The sequence below is a fragment of the Paracoccus angustae genome (assembly GCF_042648745.1).
Lineage (GTDB): Bacteria > Pseudomonadota > Alphaproteobacteria > Rhodobacterales > Rhodobacteraceae > Paracoccus > Paracoccus angustae.
Genome location: NZ_JBHRXY010000018.1, coordinates 40,107 through 54,789 on the forward strand (window position 1 = coordinate 40,107; position 14,683 = coordinate 54,789).

Sequence of the window (14,683 nt, forward strand, 5' to 3'; positions counted from 1 at the left end):
GTGCCGATGGTTCCGCCCGTGATAACCCGCGCCCTCACGCTCTGGGAGCGAAAAACCGTCCTTGACGGACGGACCCGCTCTCGCCGAGCGTTTCGACGATATCTTCGGGCAACTCACCCACCATCATGAGCTGGGTCAGCTGCTCGCTCGCCTGCACAGGCGAAAGGGCGAACTGCTGAAGGTGCTGGATCGACCCGAGATCCCGCTCCACACCAACGCCTCGGAAAACAGCCTGCGCGTCTGCGTCACCAAGCGCCGCCTCCCAGGCGGCATGATGAGGGCCGATGGCCGCCAGACCCGCGATGTGACGCTTGGGCTGATGATGTCCTGCTGCAAGCCCGGTATCTCCTTCTTTGCCTATTTTGGGTGAGAGGTGGTCGCAGGAATTCGGACCATTCGCTAAGCTCTGGCGACTGACGAAGCGGAAGCGCTATTCGACCGAATTCAAGGCGAAGTTAGTGTTGAAGGCCGACCGGATGATCGAAATGCCGTGGCGATCGCCGAGGTGGGAATTCGTCTATCTGAACGTCTTCGAGACCGGGTCCGAGGCCCGCAAGGGGTTCGGCGCCGGATCGGCCATCACAACGGAAAACCCCCCAACTCATCCAGCATCGTCTGACAAAACCCGACCACCCGTGGACCAATGGTCAAGTCGAGCGGATGAACCGCAAGATCAAGGAGGCGACCGTCAAGCGCCTCCATTATGACAGCCACGAGCAACCGCGAACGCATCTCGCGGACTTCATGGCAGCCTACAACTTCGCGCGTCGGCTCAAGACCCTCGGTGGTCTCACACCCTACGAATACATCTGCAAAATGTGGACTTCAGAGCCGGATCGCTTCATCCTGAACCCGATCCACCAGATGCCGGGACTGAACAGCTAAGCTTGAACGGATGGCGGAGCAAAGTCGAAGTGTGTTGCAGTCTTACGAAGATGCCAATTTCCTATGAGGTCAAATGGATTTTGGGAAAGAGGCTTTGACTTCCCACAAGCCGAAAGCTTGGGGCAAGGCCGATGGGCCGGGCAAATTTCACGCCCTGGAAGCGCATTCCATGGATGTCGCCGCGGTATTCGAGGCTCTGCGCAGACTGCCCGTGATCGCCCGCCACTTGCAGCTTGCGGCAGGGCGCGCACTTGCAAGCAGCGACCTTGCCCGGATGGCGGCGCTTGTCTATCTGCACGATCTGGGCAAGCTGGAACCCGGCTTCCAGGCCAAGGCCCGGCCCGAGCTTGCCTGCCGGGCGGATGTAAACCACTCGGTCCACGGTGTGCTGTCCCTGGACCGAGCATTCCGGGAAACGTCGGATCCCTTGCGCCCCATCGCGGACAGGCTTGGTTCATGGGGCGAGGGCGCGGAGGAACTGATGATGGCGATCTTTGCCCATCATGGCCGCCCGGTCGAAGCGCCCGCGACATTCGGCGCAACCGACGATGTCGCAGGCTATGACCGCAAGGGTGCCATCGCCGACTACCTGAGGATCTGGACAATGGCCTGGCCGGCCCTGGAGGACGGACCTTTCTTGCCGGAAACGCCCGCCCTTGTTCACTTGGTCGCAGGATTGGCGGCTCTGGCCGACTGGATCGGGTCGGACCGCCGATTCTTCGATTTCGTCGCGGATCCCGGGCCCGATTACCCGGCACGGGCGCGCCGGGCCGCGCGGGACGCCCTTCGCGTCATTGGCCTTGATCTTGGCGCAGCAAGGCCGGCAACCGACTTCGGCAGCGTGGCCGGAGGGCGCTTTGCACCGCGCGCGGCGCAGCGGTTGGTGGGCAAGGCCGACCTGGACAGTGCCCTGGTGCTGCTTGAAGCGGAAACCGGCTCTGGCAAGACCGAGGCCGCCTTGTGGCGCTTTGCCCTGCTGCACGCGGCGGGGCTGGTGTCGGGTCTCTATTTCGCCGTTCCGACGCGGGCCGCGGCCCGGCAGTTGCACCGCCGCGTCAACGAGGCCATGAAGCGGCTGTTCGGCGACGATGCGCCCGAGGCGGTTCTTGCGATCCCCGGCCAGCTTCTGTCGGGCGAGGCGACAGGCCAGCGCCTGCCCGGTTTCGAGACCCGGTGGGACGACGCCGAGGGAACGCAGCCCACCCGCTGGGCGGCGGAACATGCCACCCGCTACCTGGCGGCGGCGGTCGCCGTGGGCACCGTCGATCAGGCGCTGCTGTCCGGCTTGCAGGTCAAGCACGCCCATCTGCGCGGCGCGGCCCTGAGCCGCAGCCTGCTGGTGGTGGACGAGGTTCACAGCTCGGACGCCTACATGACCGAAATCCTGGCGGAACTGCTGGATGGTCACCTGGCCGCAGGGGGCCACGCGATGCTGATGTCCGCTACGCTGGGCAGCCGGGCACGCAGCGGGCTTCTGAAGCTTCCCTTGCCGGCTCTCGACGGTGCGATCGCCGCGCCTTACCCCGCGCTGTGGTCGCGCGGGGCTGGCACGCCCGAAACCGAACCCGCCGACGGCAGGGCCAAGTCCGTCGCGATGACGGCTCATCCCGCGATGGACCCGTCCGAGGCGGCCCGGCTTGCCATGGCGGCGGCGCGCCAGGGCGCCCGCGTGCTTGTCGTCCGCAACACTGTGGCGGCCGCCTGCGCGACCTTTGATGCCGTTGTCGCGGCGGGCGGGTCCGATCTGCTGTTGCAGGTGGCAGGCGGTCCCGCGCTTCACCATTCCCGCTTTACCGCCGAGGATCGCCACGTCCTGGATCGTGCGGTCGAGGTGATCCTGACACCGGACAAGGAACGCGCGCCCTTGGGCGTCATCGTGATCGGCAGCCAGACGCTGGAGCAGTCGCTGGACATCTGTGCCGACCATCTGATCACGGATCTCTGCCCGGTCGATGTCTTGTTGCAACGGCTTGGCCGCCTGCATCGCCACGACCTGCCGCGTCCCGCCGGGTTCGAAGATCCGCGCTGTCTGGTGCTGTGCCCCGAGGACGGGCTGGACCCGCTGACGAAGCCCGCCTTCGTGAACGGCCTCGGGGCATGGAAACCCTGGGACGGCTCGATCCAGGGGATCTATCTCGATCTTGCCTGCCTTTCCCTGACCGAAGGCCTGATTGCCTCACATCCCGTTTGGCACATTCCGGCCATGAACCGGGAACTGGTGGAAAGCGCCACGCACCCGGACGCCCAAAGGGACGAGATCGCCCGGCGGGGCGCGGCCTGGGCCGGTTACCAGGCCTCGACCATCGGCCGGGACATCTCGCAACGCGGGCAGGCCCGGAACTGTCTTCTGCACAGAGACGAGCGTTTTCCCAAGCGTTTTCCCGGCCAGGACGAGATCGTCCAGACCCGCCTGGGATCCGCCGGTCCGCTGATCCGGTTCGCACCCGGCACGGTCGGTCCTTTCGGATCGGACATCACGCAGATGACGATCCCGGCCCATTGGCGCGGCATCGCGGTGCCGGACACACCCGTCGCGCCAGAGGTCGTCGAAGGCGGGCTGCGGTTCAGCCTGGGCGATGTGGCGTTGTTTTACGGACGGTCGGGGCTGATGAGGCAAGCCGCCGATAATGCTTGACAGCGCTGCTCTCCAAGGCGCAATCTCGAGAACGAGTTTAATGATTACAGTAGCTTCCGCTTGATCGGTTGATCATGGACTTGCTTGACGTCTGCCTGGTCTCGACCCAATCAGATCGCTACAGCCTGCCCGGCCTTCTTGCAGCCCTGTCCCGCAATCAGGTCGAGGCCTTTCCAAGGCTGCGCCCGCATCAGCGCCCGGCATGGCACATGTTCCTGGTGCAGCTTGGCGCCCTTGCCCTGGCGCGTGCATCCGCCGACACCCCGCCCGATGACGAGGGGACGTGGCGCGACCTCCTCCTGCGGCTGACGGATGGGGATGCGACGGCCTGGGCGCTGACCGCCCCTGACGATCGCGCGGCCTTTCTGCAACCGGCTGCGCCACCGGGCCTGAAATGGACGCGCGTCGAGACGCCGGACGCGCTCGACATGCTCATCACGTCGAAGAACCACGACCTGAAGCAGGCCGTGGCCCGCCATGCCGCGCCCGAGGACTGGGTGTTCGCGCTGGTGTCGCTGCAAACGATGGAGGGTTACGGCGGGGCAGGCAACCAGGGAATTGCGCGGATGAACGGCGGTTCCTCCAGCAGGCCGATGCTGGGCTTTGCGCCGACGCAGCCGGGGGGCGGCGGGCCGGACGTTTCGGCCTGGTGGCGGCGCGACGTGCTGCGCCTGCTGGCCTTGCGAAAGGCAGGCAAGGATACGGTCCATGGCACACCGGGCGGCCCGGCGCTGATCTGGACCCTGCCCTGGCCGGAGGGACGCAAGCTGGCCCTGCACGATCTCGACCCCTGGTTCATCGAAAGCTGTCGCCGCATCCGGCTGATCCAGGATGGTGACAGGCTGGCGGCGCTGCGCACGACCTCGAAGGACGCCCGCATCGACGCGAAGGAGGCCAAAGGTGTCACGGGCGATCCCTGGGCCCCCGTCTCGATGGACGGCAACCCACGCAGCCTGACTCTGGGCGACGGGGATTTCACCTATGCCCGCTTGTGCGAACTGCTGTTCGAGGGCGGTTGGAAAAGGCCGCCGCTTGCCGATCCGGGCCAAGGCGACGCGGCGGGCGTGATCGTGGCCGAAGCCTTTGCCCGGGGAAACTCGAAGACCGAAGGCTTCAAGTCGCGCATCGTGCCGGTGCCCGGCTGGGCGCGCCGGCGGTTCGGACAGCCCGACCTTGGCGCCTTGGCCAAGGACCAGATCGCGGAGATCGAGATCTTCGACAAGGCCCTGCGCAACGGCCTTGCCCTTGTCGCGGCAGGCGGGGACCGCGACAAGCTGAACAAGGACCACTACGCCCGCGCCCGCGACGCGCGCGACCGCTTCGACCGCGCCGCCGACGCCCTGTTCTTCGAGGCGCTGTGGGATCGTTCCGCCGCACAAGGCGATGAACGCGAGGCGGCCAGACGAAGGTTCCTGACCCAACTGTTCCACGCCGCGCGCGATGCCTTCGACCTGGCGCTGCCGGGGATGCCCTGCGCCGCGATCCTGCGCCCCCGGGCCGAGGCACGGGGGCGCCAGGCGTTCGAGTCCGCGGTCAGGCGCGGCCACGGCCATGGCGGCGGCACGCGGTTCGATTTCCTTTTCACCACGGAGGGGCGCCACGATGACGATGCTGCCTGAATCCCGGCGGCGCGCCATCGCCGCCGCCTCGATCTCGGCCGCGCGCGCGATGCGCCCCCTGTCCACCGGCGCCATGGCCGAGTTGCGGCGCATGGATGCCGCAAACCCCGCCCCCGCCTTCTGGCGGATCGCGGTGCGAAGCCCCGTGATGATGGACGAACAGGCCAATTGGGTGACGATCCTGCGCATCCTTGCGCTGCTGACCCCCAAGGGCGAGCCGCCCCCCGAAGGACGCCCGCTTCTGCACAACCCCGCACGCCCCTTTGGCCGGGTGCTGTGCGACGGCGGCGATCCCGCATGGCAGCCGCAGGGCGACAACCCGGACGGCGTTGTCGGCGAACGCCGCCTGGTGCAGCTTCTGGCGACGCGCGGCCCGGCCCGCGCCGTGGCGCTGGAACGGGCCGCCCGCAGGTTGGCGCCGCGCATTCAGCCCGGCTCGGGCGTCGACGTGGCGCAGATCGCGCTGGCCCTGCTGGACCCCGACGACACCGCAAGCATTGCTTCAGCCTATTTCCGCCGCCTTGACGGCGCGACCCGAACCGCATCCGAGGAGAAGACCGAATGACCGCGCCCCGCTTTCTGCAAATCCACACGCTGACAAGCTATGCGGCGGCGCTTCTGAACCGCGACGACAGCGGCCTTGCCAAGCGCCTGCCCTATGGCGGTGCGCTGCGGACCCGGATCTCGTCGCAATGCCTCAAGCGGCATTGGCGTCTGGCCGAGGATCCCCATGCGCTTGCGCGGATCGACGGGGCCGAGGCGGCGTTCCGGTCGCGCGAACTGGTGTCGCTGAAGGTCATCAAGCCGCTGCGGGATGCCGGGATCGACGGCGCGGTCGTGGATGCGCTGGAACCCGAATTCCAGATGGCGCTTTACGGCGACAAGGGCACGGCGAAGAAGTCGCGTCAAACCCTGATCTTCGGCGAAACCGAACTGCGCTGGCTGGCCTCCGAGGCCGCGCGCCTGGCCGATGAGGCGGGCGGCGATGCCAAGGCGGCGAAATCGCTGGCCGAAGCCTGGCGCAAGGGCCTGAACAAGAGCCTGAAGGCGATGACCGCAGCCGCAACCCTGCCCGGCGGACTGACATCGGCCCTGTTCGGGCGCATGGTGACATCGGACCCCGAGGCGAACATCACCGCCCCGGTCCATGTCGCCCATGCCTTCACCGTCCACGAGGAGGAGGCCGAGAGCGATTATTTCACCGCCGTGGACGACCTGTCGGGCGACGAGCCGGGCGCGGACACCATCCAGGAAACCGAACTGACCTCGGGCCTGTTCTATGGCTATGTCGTGGTCGACATTCCGGGGCTGATCGGCAATCTGGGCGGCGATGCCGATCTGGCGGGCCGGGTTCTGCACAATCTGATCTATCTGATCGCCGAGGTGTCGCCCGGCGCCAAGCTCGGCTCGACCGCCCCCTATGGCCGCGCCGGGATGGTGCTGCTGGAGGCGGGCGACCGCCAGCCCCGGTCACTGGCCGAGGCGTTCCGCACCCCCTGCCCGCCGCACCTGGGCCCGGCGGCGCAGGCGCTTTCGACGCAACTAGAGGCCTTCGACCGCTGCTACGAGACAGGCGAGGAGCGTCATGCCCTTTGCCTTGCCAACGCCCCGATCCCCGGCGCCGCGCCCGCATCCCTGCGGCACCTGGCCGAATGGGCAGGCGGCCTGCCCGCGCGACTGGCCGCAGGGCGCGCCGCCTGATGCCGTCCTGGCTGAAGCTGGAACTGGCGGCGCCGCTGATGGCCTTTGGCGGCGTCGCCATTGATCAGGTCGGGCCGGTGCGGGATTTCCCCGCCGCCTCGATGCTGACCGGGCTTTTCGCCAACGCCCTCGGCCTCGAATGGCGCGACCGGCAGGCCCATCAGGACATCCAGGACCGCCTGGTCTTCGCCGCGGCCATCCTGCGCGAGGGGGTGGTCATCACCGACATCCAGAACGCGCAACTGGAAAAGACCGATCGCGGCTGGACGACCTGGGGCGAACCGGAAGGCCGCGACGGCGCAAGCTATGGCGCCCCCCACCGCCGCCGCCGCGACTACGCGGCGGATGCGCATGTCGTGGTGGTGGCGCGCCTCGCGCCCGGCTCGCCCGCGACCGAGGACATCCGGCAGGCCCTGCTGCATCCGGCGCGACCGCTGTTCCTGGGCCGCAAGCCCTGCCTGCCGACCCGGCCGATCCTGGCCGGCACGGTCGATGCCGCCACCGCCCATGACGCGCTGATCGCCGCCCTGCCGGACGGCGGCGGCCTGCGCGCCTGCTGGCCTGCGGGCGAAGGCCCCGCCGGTCATCGCAGGCAGGATCTGCCGGACGGGCGCAACTGGATCAGCGGCCTTCACGCGGGCACCCGCCGCGTGGCCGAGGGGCGGCTGCCGTGACCCTGTGGATGCTGCGCCTGCCACTGGACCCTTCCGCCCTGGCGCGCCATGCCGCCGAACGCGGCTGGATGCACCGCCGCGGCCATGACGAAGGCCGCGCCCTGCACCACCTGCTGACCGAGACCTTCGGAAAGACCGGCGGCGAGCTTCCCAAGTCCGCCTTCCAACCCTTTCGCCTGCTGTCCGGCAAGGGCGGCAGCAGTCTTTACGGCTATTCCGCCGTCGCCCCCGAAACCCTGCGCGAAACGGCCGAAGCCATCGCCCCGCCCGAGGCATTGGCGCTGCTGCCGCTGTCCCGCCTGCAAGACAAACCGATGCCGCGGGCGTGGCGCGCGGGCCAGACCCTGGGCTTCGACCTGCGCGTCCGACCCGTCGTCAGGCTGAACTCGGCCGTTCCCCCGGACAGTGATCCGCTGGGCAGGGGCTTCCGTCAGGGAACCGAGATCGACGCCTTTGTCGCGGCACAGGCGCGAAGCGCCGCGCCGGTTCTTCGCGACCAGGTTTATTTGGACTGGCTAGCCGCGCGCCTTGCGCCTGCCGCCGAACTGGTCCGCGACAGCACGGTTCTTCACCGTTTCCAGCGTAGCCAGAGCCTCCGTCGCGGCCTGTCGGAAGGGCCGGATGCCGTCTTTCATGGCACCCTGCGCATCGCCGACCCGGATCGGTTTGCGCTGCTGCTGTCGCGGGGCGTCGGGCGGCATTGCGCCTATGGGTTCGGGATGCTGCTGCTGCGGGCGCCGCAAACTCCGCCAATGGAGGCTTAGATGCTCAAGGGCAGGCTGGGACTGGACAGCGCCAAGGTGCCCCATGCCGACAGGTCCGGCCTGCTTTACCTGGCGCGCGGCGCCCTGACGGCACGCGACGGCACGCTGGCCTTCCTGCAAGGCCCCGCGGCCGAGGCCGACGCGCTGACCCCCGGCGATTACGCGATTCCGATGCAGACGGTGTCGATGATCCTGCTTGGCCCCGGCTCGACGGTCAGCCATGACGCGCTGCGGCTGCTGGCTCATGCCCGGACCGCCCTGGCGGCTGTGGGCGAGGACGGCGTCCGCCTTTACACCGCGCCGCCCCTGATCCCCGACCGCTCGGGCCTGGCGCGGTTGCAGGCGCGGCTTTGGGCCGATGACGAGATGCGCATCATGATCGCGCGCCGCATGTATGCCATGCGCTTGGGCGAGGTTCTGCCCCATCGCGATTTGGACGTGCTGCGCGGGATCGAGGGCGCGCGGATGAAGGAAAGCTATCGCCTTGCCGCCCAGGCCGCCGGGATCGACTGGCACGGCCGCCGCTATGACCGCGCCGATCCCTTGTCCGCCGATGGGGCCAACCAGGCGCTGAACCACGCCGCCTCGGCCATCGAGGCCGCCGCCGCGATCGCCGTCGCGGCCACGGCGACGATCCCGCAACTGGGTTTTATCCACGAGGATCCGGGCCAGTCCTTCGTCCTGGACATCGCCGACCTTTACCGCGCCGAGATCGCCCTGCCCTGCGCCTTCCGTGCCGCCCGCCGCGTCAAGGACAACCCGGCCGAGAACATCGAGCGCGTGACCCGCCGCCTGACCGGCGAAACGCTTGCCCGCAACCAGACGATCCCCGCCATGATCGACCGCATAAAGCATCTGATCGAGGGGAACTGACATGGCCGGGCAGATGACCACGGTTGTGACCCGCGACGTCGAGGACCGTTATCGCGGCTTCCTGACCTCGGTCATGCTCGAGATCGCGCCAGGGGTCTATGTCTCGCCGCAAATGACCCAGGGGGTCCGCGATCGGGTCTGGTCCGTGCTGGAGGACTGGTGGGCGGCCCTGGGGCGCGGCTCCATCGTTATGACCTGGCGCGACACAAAGGCCGTCGGAAATCTGAGGATCCTGGTCTTGGGCGTTCCCGCGAAGGAAATCGTGGACGCGGATGGAGTTCTGCTCTTAAAACGAAAGTAGACATTGCATCATGCACGCGCCATGCTGTTTGAAATCGTTGCAGATCAGTCATATGCTGGCAAGAGGCTCCCCCGCACCCGCGGGGATAGACCGCTATTCCTTTTGTGAGGCCCCCGCAGCACACCGGCTCCCCCGCACCCGCGGGGATAGACCCCTACTTCACTACCCGAAGCGGTCCAACTTCAAGGCTCCCCCGCACCCGCGGGGATAGACCTTCAGATGGCTCACGGCGATCTTGGCCACCACGGGCTCCCCCGCACCCGCGGGGATAGACCCTGCGCCGTGTGGGGCGCTGTGGCCCTGCTGGTGGCTCCCCCGCACCCGCGGGGATAGACCCGCGATCATCGAGACGGGCGCGCTGCCGGGCCTGGCTCCCCCGCACCCGCGGGAATAGACCCTGATCAAGTCATTCGATGCACAGCACCGCGCCGGCTCCCCCGCACCCGCGGGGATAGACCGCGGCGTCGGGCTGCTTGGGGGTGTTGTCCAAGGGCTCCCCCGCACTCGCGGGGATAGACCCAGCACCGGCTTGATCCGCCATATCTTCCAGCAGGCTCCCCCGCACCCGCGGGGATAGACCCGATCCCGACGCGAACATGCCGGGGTTCCTGAAGGCTCCCCCGCACCCGCGGGGATAGACCCTCCGCGACATGATCCACTCCCTGCCCGCCACGGGCTCCCCCGCACCCGCGGGGATAGACCCCGGTTATTCAGCCGACGGGCCAGCGCCCCTGTGGCTCCCCCGCACCCGCGGGATAGACCCGCCCCGGCACCTGGGCCTTCCGGTTCTATCCAGGCTCCCCCGCACCCGCGGGCCTATCAGCAAGGAATCTCAGCTTGATGGGCAATCCGATCGGTTCAGGTGAGCTTAGGCGAAAGGTTCAAGCGTCATCATCCTCTTGTGACCCCGCCGCTGATAGTTTCCGACGCGCGAAAGGTTGCTCAAACCAGCACCCATCATCTCAGTTCGAAAGTTGACGCGCGTAAAAGTTTGGAGTACACCCCGTCCAGCGTCTGAGGGCGCATTCAGGGAGGAGGGCGCTCGTCATGCGCAAGGTTCTGACCATCGGAGAGATCCTGGTCGAGATCGTGGCCACAACAAGGGGAGACGGGTTTCTCGATGTGCAGCCGCTCGTTGGCCCCTATCCGTCCGGGGCGCCGGCGATTTTCGTTGATCAGGTGGGCAAGCTCGGGATGCCGGCCGCCATTGTGTCTCGGGTTGGCGATGACGACTTCGGGCAACTGAACATCGCGCGGCTGCGCGAAGATAGCGTCGATGTCTCGGGCATCGAGATCGCGCCGGGAGAAAGCACGGGCAGTGCCTTTATCCGCTACCGTGAGGATGGAAGCCGGTCCTTCGTCTATAACATCCGCTACAGTGCCTGCGGCAACCTGCAGCCGTCGGCTGCGTCCGATGCCCTGATCGACAACTGCGATCATCTTCATGTCATGGGAACGGCCCTGACTGCGCCGGGCCTGCGCGACATGGTCCTTGAAGCCGGTCGGCGCATCAAGGCACGCGGCGGCACGATCTCCTTTGATCCGAACCTTCGCGCCGAAATCCTCGGAACGCCGGGGCTTGCGGACGATGTCGCCCATGTTCTGGCGATGACCGATCTCTTCATGCCCTCGGGGGATGAAGTGTTTCTCTTTGGAAAGGCCAGGGACGAGGCAGCGGCGGTTGCCGAGCTTCTGGAACGCGGCGTCAAGACGGTGGTCATCAAGCGTGGCAGCGAAGGCGCAAGCGTCTTCGAAAAGGGCGTGCGGTATGATGCCCCGGCCCTGGCGGTCACCGAGGTCGATCCAACAGGAGCGGGCGACAGCTTCGGCGGAGCCTTTCTGAGCTTCTGGCTTGCGGGTGCCGACCCCGCCGTAGCCCTGCGCTACGCCAATGCTGCCGGCGCCCGCGCCGTCACGAAACTGGGCCCGATGGAGGGCACCTCTACGCGCGCCGAACTGGACGCGCTGCTGTCAGAACAAGGGGTCGAGGCATGAGCGGAAACATTCTACAGTCCATCGCCGACTGGCGGAGCCGTTCCGGTCCTTCCGGGATCCCGTCGATCTGCACGGCCAATTCCATGGCCATCGAGGCGGCGATGCGCTGCACGGCGCCCACGGCCCTGCCGCTCTTGATCGAGGCGACCTGCAACCAGGTCAACCAGGAGGGCGGCTATACGGGCATGACCCCGGGCGGATTCCGAAACTTTGTCGAGGACATCGCCCTGCGCGTGGGGTTCGATCCGGAACGGCTGATCCTGGGCGGCGATCACCTGGGACCGAACCCCTGGAAGGCCGAGCCTGCCGAGGCTGCCATGGCCAAGGCGGAAACCATGATCCGCGCCTATGCGGCGGCAGGCTTCACCAAACTGCATCTCGACTGCTCGATGGGCTGCGCGGGCGAGCCGGTGGCGCTCGATGATGCCGAGACGGCGCGCCGCGCAGCCCGCCTGGCCGCCGCCGCCGAGAAGGCAAGGCCCCAGGGTGGAGTCGCGCCTGTCTATATCATTGGCACCGAAGTTCCCATTCCGGGTGGTGCCATGGAGGAAATCGAAGGATTGGAGGTTACTGACCCTGAGGCCGCCCTGACCACCTATGACATCCACAAGCAGGCCTTTGCCGCAGTTGGCCTCACGGATGCCTTTGACCGGGTCATCGGCCTCGTGGTCCAGCCGGGCGTCGAGTTCGGCAACCACAATGTCGTGGATTACGATCCCGCTGCGGCCGCCGATCTCGCGGCAATCCTGCCCCAGATGTCTGGGCTGGTATTCGAGGCGCACTCGACCGACTACCAGACGCGCGATGCGCTGCGGTCGCTGGTCCAGGACGGCTTTGCCATTCTCAAGGTCGGTCCGGGCCTGACCTTTGTGCTGCGCGAAGCCCTCTATGGCTTGGACGCCATTGCCGAAGAGCTGTTTCCAGGAACGCGGGATCGGACGCTGCGGCAGACCATGGAAGCGGTGATGATCGGCGATCCGCGCAATTGGGATCGCTATTATCACGGCACGGGCGCCGAGCGTGCCCTGCAACGCCATTTTTCCTACAGCGACCGCATCCGCTACTACTGGCCGGCCAAGGAAGCGGAGGCGGCCGTCTCAAGGCTCTTTACCCTGCTCGGCGCAACGCCGCTGCCGGAAACGCTGGTTTCGCAGTATCTGGGCCGGCTTTATCCCGATGTCCGGGCGGGCCTTCTGTCCTCTGACGCCCGCAGCCTTGCCATCGCAGCTGTCGAACTGCTGGTGGACGACTACGTTGCGGCCTGCGCCGAGTAAAACAAGAACAGGCGGCGCTCAGAGCGCCGCCTGGACCTTCAGGCTGCCCTTCGGCGCCTTGGAGGAGAGAATATCGGCCACGGCATCAAGCGGCAGGCGATGCGAGACAAGCCGCTCGATCCCTGGGCCGTAGAGCCGGATCGCCTGCAAGGCGTCGGGGATGTTGCGATTGAGCGAGTGGGTGCCCAGAAGCCGCAACTGCCTGCGGAACACCTCGAACGGGCTGATGGCGATCCTCGCATCCGGGGCGCAGACGCCGAAGAAGAGGGCCTGCCCGCCATCCGCCGTATAGTCGATCAGCGAGGCGGCAACGTCCGCGCGTCCCGTGGCGTCCGCGCAGATGTCCATCGACCGGCGCATGGCCTTCATCTCCGGGCCGCCGTTCTCGACGGCATCAAAGCCGAAGCTCCGCGCCAGATCGAGCCGGGAAGGATCGAGATCGGCCAGGGTGATGCGCTCGACACCGCGCGTGCGCAGCGCAATGGCCAGAAGCAAGCCGATCGGACCCGCGCCGATGATCAGGGCCTCGTCCTGAGAAACCGGGGCCAGAGCCGTTACCCCGTTGAGGACACATCCCATGGGCTCGGCCAAGGCGGCCTGGTCATAGGGGAGATCCCCGAGAGGGTGCAGGTTCTCCGCGCGGACCGCGACAAGCTCCCCGAAGCCGCCCGGCGTGGAAACCCCATAGGCCCCAAGCGATGTGCAGAGGTTTTCCTGGCTGCGCCGACAGGCCCGGCAGGTGCCGCAGGAAAGGTTCGGATCGACAACCACCCGGTCGCCCACGGCAAAGCCCTCGACATCGGCGCCAATGGCCACGACCTCACCCGCGAACTCGTGCCCGGGCACCATCGGGAAGTGTCCGCCCCCATACCGCGCGTGCAGGACATCAAGGTCGGTATGGCAAAGCCCGCTGGCGCGCACGCGCAGCAGAACCTCCTCCGTCTGGGGCTCGGGATCGGGCAGGTCGCGATACGCGACATGCCCTTTTTCGGTATAAACGATTGCCTTCATGACGGAACTCGCAGTGTGGTGCCGCTCAGCTCATCCATTGGCCGCCATCGACGTTGTAGCACTGCGAGACGATGTAGTCGGCCTCGGGCGAGGCCAGGAAGATCGCCATGCCGGTCAGGTCATCGGGGGTGGCAAAGCGGCCGGCCGGAACGCCCGCCTCGACCTCGGCCTTCTTCTGGCCGGGTTCCTTGCCTTCCAGCTTGGCGAACATCGCATCGACGTGCTTCCAATGGGCGCCATCCACCACGCCGGGGGCGATGGCGTTCACGTTGATGCCGTGCTTGATCAGGTTCAGGCCCGCCGACTGCGTCAGGCTGATGACCGCGGCCTTGGTCGAGCAGTAGACCGCCACAAGCGCCTCTCCGCGACGCCCGGCCTGGGAAGCCATGTTGATGATCTTGCCGCCATGGCCCTGCTTGATCATCTGCTTGGCCGCGGCTTGCATGGTGAACAGCGTGCCCGCCACGTTGACGGCATAAAGCTTGTCATAGCTGGCGCGGGTGATGTCGACCGTCTCGGCCGCATCGAAAAGTGCGGCATTGTTGATCAGGATGTCGAGCTTGCCGGCCTTTTCGACGACCGCCGCGACGGCCGCATCGATGCTGGCCTGGTCGCTGACATCGAGACGGATGGCATAGGCGCCCTCGCCGATCTCGGCTGCAGTTGCCTGAGCCGCCTCAAGGTTGATGTCGGCAATGGCGACGGTCGCGCCCTCGCGGACATAGGCTTCGGCAAAGCCGCGCCCGATGCCTTGGGCGGCGCCGGTGATGAGTGCGGATTTTCCGTCTAGACGTTTCATGCGATGCGCAGTCCTTCTTTGTCGAACTTGTGTATTTTGCCTTCGTCCGGGGTCAGCCAGACGGTGTTGCCGTGATGGAGGTTCACCTCGCCGGTGGACCGGACGGTGACGGTTTCGGCCAGGCCGGTGCCTTCCACATAGAAGAAGCTGTC

At 67.1% G+C, this 14,683-nt stretch carries 13 protein-coding genes, 1 pseudogene and 1 CRISPR repeat array; of the genes and pseudogenes, 12 read left to right on the plus strand and 2 right to left on the minus strand.

What is annotated here, in order from left to right:
- Positions 1 to 61 precede the first annotated feature (61 nt).
- The 12 genes and pseudogenes from ACFOM8_RS16540 to ACFOM8_RS16595 all read left to right on the plus strand — a co-directional run bounded on the left by ACFOM8_RS16540 (position 62) and on the right by ACFOM8_RS16595 (position 12,721).
- The gene (locus ACFOM8_RS16540) at positions 62 to 370 is read left to right on the plus strand and encodes an IS66 family transposase (RefSeq protein ID WP_377763175.1); all 309 of its coding nucleotides are present in this window, start codon (positions 62 to 64) and stop codon (positions 368 to 370) included.
- A 233-nt stretch (positions 371 to 603) separates the two neighbouring features.
- Positions 604 to 885, plus strand: a pseudogene (locus tag ACFOM8_RS16545) (integrase core domain-containing protein); the annotation flags it as partial.
- A gap of 73 nt (positions 886 to 958) precedes the next feature.
- Positions 959 to 3,520 carry a CRISPR-associated helicase Cas3' gene (gene cas3 / locus ACFOM8_RS16550; RefSeq protein ID WP_377763176.1) on the plus strand — a complete coding sequence of 854 codons (2,562 nt, stop codon included), beginning with the start codon at positions 959 to 961 and terminating at the stop codon, positions 3,518 to 3,520.
- A gap of 74 nt (positions 3,521 to 3,594) precedes the next feature.
- Complete coding sequence (locus tag ACFOM8_RS16555) at positions 3,595 to 5,139, plus strand: hypothetical protein (protein WP_377763178.1); 1,545 nt, start codon at positions 3,595 to 3,597, stop codon at positions 5,137 to 5,139.
- Positions 5,123 to 5,704: a hypothetical protein gene (locus ACFOM8_RS16560; protein ID WP_377763179.1), complete on the plus strand. Its 582-nt coding sequence runs from the start codon at positions 5,123 to 5,125 to the stop codon at positions 5,702 to 5,704. The genes ACFOM8_RS16555 and ACFOM8_RS16560 overlap by 17 nt, the downstream gene beginning before the upstream one ends.
- The gene (cas7e, locus tag ACFOM8_RS16565) at positions 5,701 to 6,840 is read left to right on the plus strand and encodes a type I-E CRISPR-associated protein Cas7/Cse4/CasC (RefSeq protein WP_377763180.1); all 1,140 of its coding nucleotides are present in this window, start codon (positions 5,701 to 5,703) and stop codon (positions 6,838 to 6,840) included. The genes ACFOM8_RS16560 and cas7e overlap by 4 nt, the downstream gene beginning before the upstream one ends.
- The gene (gene cas5e, locus ACFOM8_RS16570; protein ID WP_377763182.1) at positions 6,840 to 7,514 is read left to right on the plus strand and encodes a type I-E CRISPR-associated protein Cas5/CasD; all 675 of its coding nucleotides are present in this window, start codon (positions 6,840 to 6,842) and stop codon (positions 7,512 to 7,514) included. The genes cas7e and cas5e overlap by 1 nt, the downstream gene beginning before the upstream one ends.
- Positions 7,511 to 8,278, plus strand: coding sequence for a type I-E CRISPR-associated protein Cas6/Cse3/CasE (locus ACFOM8_RS16575; protein ID WP_377763184.1), 768 nt, complete (start codon positions 7,511 to 7,513; stop codon positions 8,276 to 8,278). Before cas5e ends, ACFOM8_RS16575 begins: the two co-directional genes overlap by 4 nt.
- Positions 8,279 to 9,151, plus strand: a complete 873-nt coding sequence (cas1e, locus tag ACFOM8_RS16580) for a type I-E CRISPR-associated endonuclease Cas1e (protein WP_377763186.1) — start codon at positions 8,279 to 8,281, stop codon at positions 9,149 to 9,151. It begins immediately after the preceding gene.
- 1 nt (position 9,152) lies between these two features.
- Positions 9,153 to 9,452 carry a type I-E CRISPR-associated endoribonuclease Cas2e gene (gene cas2e, locus ACFOM8_RS16585; protein ID WP_377763187.1) on the plus strand — a complete coding sequence of 100 codons (300 nt, stop codon included), beginning with the start codon at positions 9,153 to 9,155 and terminating at the stop codon, positions 9,450 to 9,452.
- A gap of 64 nt (positions 9,453 to 9,516) precedes the next feature.
- Positions 9,517 to 10,154: a CRISPR direct-repeat array (repeat unit 28 nt; unit sequence GGCTCCCCCGCACCCGCGGGGATAGACC).
- A gap of 345 nt (positions 10,155 to 10,499) precedes the next feature.
- Positions 10,500 to 11,447, plus strand: coding sequence for a tagatose kinase (locus ACFOM8_RS16590; RefSeq protein ID WP_377763189.1), 948 nt, complete (start codon positions 10,500 to 10,502; stop codon positions 11,445 to 11,447).
- Entirely contained in the window at positions 11,444 to 12,721 is a 1,278-nt protein-coding gene (locus ACFOM8_RS16595; RefSeq protein WP_377763191.1) for a D-tagatose-bisphosphate aldolase, class II, non-catalytic subunit, read from the plus strand. Before ACFOM8_RS16590 ends, ACFOM8_RS16595 begins: the two co-directional genes overlap by 4 nt.
- Positions 12,722 to 12,739: 18 nt before the next feature.
- Here ACFOM8_RS16595 and ACFOM8_RS16600 read toward each other — a convergent pair whose 3' ends face one another.
- The gene (locus ACFOM8_RS16600; RefSeq protein ID WP_377763192.1) at positions 12,740 to 13,732 is read right to left on the minus strand and encodes a zinc-dependent alcohol dehydrogenase family protein; all 993 of its coding nucleotides are present in this window, start codon (positions 13,730 to 13,732) and stop codon (positions 12,740 to 12,742) included.
- A 25-nt stretch (positions 13,733 to 13,757) separates the two neighbouring features.
- Positions 13,758 to 14,531: an L-iditol 2-dehydrogenase gene (locus ACFOM8_RS16605; RefSeq protein ID WP_377763194.1), complete on the minus strand. Its 774-nt coding sequence runs from the start codon at positions 14,529 to 14,531 to the stop codon at positions 13,758 to 13,760.
- Between the last annotated feature and the right edge of the window lie 152 nt (positions 14,532 to 14,683).

Coding starts and splice junctions, on each gene's coding strand:
- cas3 (WP_377763176.1), top strand. CDS start 959: ATGGATTTTGGGAAAGAGGCTTTGACTTCCCACAAGCCGAAAGCTTGG.
- ACFOM8_RS16555 (WP_377763178.1), top strand. CDS start 3,595: ATGGACTTGCTTGACGTCTGCCTGGTCTCGACCCAATCAGATCGCTAC.
- ACFOM8_RS16560 (WP_377763179.1), top strand. CDS start 5,123: ATGACGATGCTGCCTGAATCCCGGCGGCGCGCCATCGCCGCCGCCTCG.
- cas7e (WP_377763180.1), top strand. CDS start 5,701: ATGACCGCGCCCCGCTTTCTGCAAATCCACACGCTGACAAGCTATGCG.
- cas5e (WP_377763182.1), top strand. CDS start 6,840: ATGCCGTCCTGGCTGAAGCTGGAACTGGCGGCGCCGCTGATGGCCTTT.
- cas1e (WP_377763186.1), top strand. CDS start 8,279: ATGCTCAAGGGCAGGCTGGGACTGGACAGCGCCAAGGTGCCCCATGCC.
- cas2e (WP_377763187.1), top strand. CDS start 9,153: ATGGCCGGGCAGATGACCACGGTTGTGACCCGCGACGTCGAGGACCGT.
- ACFOM8_RS16590 (WP_377763189.1), top strand. CDS start 10,500: ATGCGCAAGGTTCTGACCATCGGAGAGATCCTGGTCGAGATCGTGGCC.
- ACFOM8_RS16595 (WP_377763191.1), top strand. CDS start 11,444: ATGAGCGGAAACATTCTACAGTCCATCGCCGACTGGCGGAGCCGTTCC.
- ACFOM8_RS16600 (WP_377763192.1), bottom strand. CDS start 13,732: ATGAAGGCAATCGTTTATACCGAAAAAGGGCATGTCGCGTATCGCGAC.
- ACFOM8_RS16605 (WP_377763194.1), bottom strand. CDS start 14,531: ATGAAACGTCTAGACGGAAAATCCGCACTCATCACCGGCGCCGCCCAA.